At 44.2% G+C, this 3,603-nt stretch carries 4 protein-coding genes; 1 reads left to right on the top strand and 3 read right to left on the bottom strand.

Features of this window, described 5'->3' with window-relative positions; genetic code table 11:
* Nucleotides 1-130: 130 nt before the first annotated feature.
* The 3 genes from AB4384_RS23580 to AB4384_RS23570 form a co-directional block, all read right to left on the bottom strand.
* A complete protein-coding gene (locus AB4384_RS23580; protein ID WP_017068662.1) occupies nucleotides 131-925 on the bottom strand; it encodes a class III extradiol ring-cleavage dioxygenase in 795 nt (264 codons plus the stop codon).
* Nucleotides 922-1,875 (bottom strand): glutathione S-transferase family protein, encoded by a 954-nt coding sequence (locus AB4384_RS23575; protein WP_372130201.1) that lies wholly within the window; start codon nucleotides 1,873-1,875, stop codon nucleotides 922-924. The genes AB4384_RS23580 and AB4384_RS23575 overlap by 4 nt, the downstream gene beginning before the upstream one ends.
* An 89-nt stretch (nucleotides 1,876-1,964) precedes the next feature.
* Complete coding sequence (locus AB4384_RS23570) at nucleotides 1,965-2,417, bottom strand: DoxX family protein (RefSeq protein ID WP_017037256.1); 453 nt, start codon at nucleotides 2,415-2,417, stop codon at nucleotides 1,965-1,967.
* A gap of 144 nt (nucleotides 2,418-2,561) precedes the next feature.
* On the opposite strand from AB4384_RS23570, the gene AB4384_RS23565 reads away from it, so the two are divergent.
* Nucleotides 2,562-3,473, top strand: coding sequence for a LysR family transcriptional regulator (locus AB4384_RS23565; protein WP_372130200.1), 912 nt, complete (start codon nucleotides 2,562-2,564; stop codon nucleotides 3,471-3,473).
* The last annotated feature ends 130 nt before the right edge of the window (nucleotides 3,474-3,603 follow it).

Here is a 3,603-nt window from a genome sequence, read left to right as displayed (position 1 = left end):
CCTCGGTTTTTTCTCACACTCCTAAGTCTAGATTGCTAAGGAGGGAGTGGATTCCATACATCATGTTAGCCTTGCAGTTTATACTTATCTTGGTTGATGCTGTTTTTCTAAACTAAAGTAATGTTATTGCTCACTGAGACCAAACATAACTCTCCATTGAAATGGAGTGATGCAAGATTGGACTTTCCAACACCGTAAGATTATCAGCGTCATCTTTTGCTCCCATAGCAATAACTAACGGCAAATAATGCTCAGAGGTAGGATGTGACTTCGCATAGTGAACAGACTTAACGTGAGGCTGTTTTGCCTCCGCTAAATTGCCTTCAAGAGCGATTTTCCGTGCCCAATTTTGGAATTTGTTTGCATAATCTGCGACGCGCTCGTGACTCATTCGAATGTCATATAAATTGTGCGTCAGGCTACCTGAGCAGATAACCGCAATATTCTGCTTACGCAATTGTTTCAAGGTATTACCGAGCTTTTCTAGTTCATCTGGTGACAGATCAACATTCAGCGACAATTGCACTATTGGCTTGTCTGCATTTGGGCGCAGGTGATACAGCGGTACCCAAACACCGTGATCCCAGCCTCGGTAATTGTCCGCCTTAGTTTCGAAACCATTGTTGGTTAATAAGTCGATGACTTTATTACCAACAATGTGTGAGCCCATCGCAGGATAGTTCAATTCGTACAATTCAGGTGGAAAGCCACCAAAGTCGTGAATGGTTTCTGGTTGGTCGTTGGTGATAACGACATTACCGCGGGCAACCCAATGTGGTGATATCACTAATATAGCTTCCACATCATCAAATTTAGCTACTTGATGGGTTAAATTATCGGTCGCCTGTTGTTGAGCCTCGATGCTTGCGCCTAACGCAAACATCGGAGAACCGTGACCAACGAACATCAGAGGTGCTAGTTTCATACTCCCTCCGGTAAATATTTAAACCAATCCAAGTACGGCCCCTGAGGAATTATGCCAGATGGATTTAGCGCAGTTACCGAGTAATAGCCCGCTTTAATATGATCGACACGAGTGTTTTTCGCAAAGGCTTCGATTTGTAATAAGCGGTCCAAATACGCTGACAACGCAGGGTAGTCAGAGATGGCTTTGATGTTAGTTTTAAATAGGCCATGGTAGGCCACATCAAATCGGATCAAGGTAACGAATAACCGAATGTCGCTTTCGGTTAGTTGGTTGCCAACGGCAAAATCGTTATTCGCAAAATGTGTTTCCAGTTCTTCTAAGCGAGCGAAAATATCAACCATGGCTTCGTCGTAAGCTTTCTGGCTTGAAGCGAATCCTGCGCGATACACGCCATTGTTTAAGCTGTCGTAGATACTGGCATTAAACTCTTCAATTTGTGATTGCAACTCAGTCGGGTACAAATTGATGTTTGAATTATGAATCGGTCTTAAGTCTTCGTTCAAAATATGAAGAATATCAGCAGACTCGTTGTTGATGATTTTGTTATCACCACAATCCCAAAGTACAGGCACAGTCGCTCGACCAGTGTATTGGTCATCAGTCATCGTATAAAGATGGTGAGCGTATTCCACTCCCTCAATGCCACTCTCTGTAGAGCCTACCGTTGAATCAGATTCACCCCCAAATTGCCAACCGAAATCTGTTAGTACTGGGTCTAAGACTTTTACGTCAATTACATCTTCTAAGTTAAACAACGAGCGAGCAATTAATGTGCGTGTTGCCCAAGGACAAATGTAAGCAGCATAGAGTCGCAAACCTTTATCGACTGCTGACTGTGCATCGTCAATGCGATTTGTGAATGCGCTGCTTTGGCGGATGAAGCGGCCTTCACTGTCTTTCTCTTGAACGGGATCCCACTTGCGTTCCCACTTACCATTTACCAACATAATCTTTCCTTATTTCGAAGAGCCCCTTGCGAGCGTACGCCATGGGCGTCTGTTGTTTGTCTAATTTGTTTCGAGTCCAATAGCTTTTATTAAGCGGTTTTGGTTGCACCAAGTAAGCGGTTATCAATGGCAAACTTTCCGCCACCTTGAATGGCTAGCGCTAAAGTGGCAGCGAATAACGCCAAAGCAAACTCGTAACCGTTATTGCTGATAAATAAGCCATGGCTGATGTGAACGCTGAAGATTGCCACTAACATGGCAAATGCATTGACCAGTGCTGCTGGGCGAGTCAAAAGGCCAAATATCAAGGCTAAACCTCCGAAGAATTCTGCACTGCCAGCCATCAATGCCATTAGGTAACCGGGTGCTAGCCCAATGCTTGCCATCCATTGGCCAGTACCTTCAAGTCCATAGCCACCAAACCAGCCAAACAGCTTTTGCGCACCATGTGCAGCCAAAATGATTCCTACCGGAACTCTCAGTACTAGTGCCGCAAAGCCAGCATTGGATTGAATTACTTTGTTAAAAATGTGCTTGTTCATGGTATTTCCCTCAGAGTTGATTTATTCAAGTAAGTCTTAACTTGGGAATAAGATTAATCTTTCTCCTTTAGATGATAAATGGCATTATCATTGAATGATTTCCAATGTATTGTTGGTAATTGACTTATTAAAAGGATTTGTTTAATGGATAGGATTAACACCATGAAGGCGTTTCTCACGGTCTCTAGAGAAGGCAGTTTTACCAAGGCAGCAGAGAAACTGGGAACGTCAAATCAGTTGGTCAGTAAGTACGTATCTCATTTGGAGGAACAACTCGGGGTACGCCTGCTTAACCGCACGACGAGAAAAGTACACCTTACAGAAGCGGGCGAGCGATGTGTGCAACACGTTCAGCACATTTTGGAAAGTATTCAAGACATGGAAGGGAGCATGGGGCAGTTAAAGAATGAGGCGCAAGGTTTACTGCGTATCAGTGCTCCTGTGACTTTTGCTACCAAGCATCTCGCTTCACTTATTCGGGATTTTAAGCAGCTCAACCCGGCTGTGGGTATCGATTTGCAACTCAACGATCGGAAAGTCGATGTGGTTGAGGAGGGCTTTGATTTAGCGTTACGGATCGGGCAATTAAAAAGCTCATCCTTAATTGCAAAGCGTGTTGCTCCGGTTCGGTTGGTTATGTGTGCTTCCCCAGACTATCTTGAACGGCATGGAACGCCAGAGCATCCGGAACAGCTTATTCCAGAGCATCTGTTAAGCTACAGCTACATGGATTACAGTCAATCCGAGTCCCCACTTATGAATGCGCTGAAGCGCTCGTCAAAAGAGGAGAGTTCCGGTATATCCTGCAACAACGGCGATATCCTCGTTGAGTCCGCTATAGCGGGAGAGGGTTATGTTTTTCAACCCACTTTTATCGTGTCTGACGCAGTAAAGAAGGGCCAACTTAACGTTATTCTAAAAGAGTTTGAGCCAGAACCCATGGCGCTATATGCGGTGTATCCGCACCGTAAGCTGATTGCGACTAAGTTGAGTGTTTTTATTGAGTTTCTCAGTGACTATTATGGTGATTTACCGTATTGGGATGATGTTTTTTAAGACTTGAACGGCTCCTGTAGTGGCTAAGTGAACTTGCCCACGTAGTTAGAGGTTTGCAATACCTGAGTTAATCCTTTAAATGCTAATTTAGCAGAATCACTGACTCATAAATGTCCAACTCCGTGCTGAC

The organism is Vibrio sp. 10N.261.51.A4 (assembly GCF_041471945.1).
In the GTDB taxonomy this organism is placed as follows: Bacteria; Pseudomonadota; Gammaproteobacteria; order Enterobacterales; family Vibrionaceae; genus Vibrio; species Vibrio crassostreae_C.
This window is presented reverse-complemented; position numbering and strand designations above follow the sequence as displayed.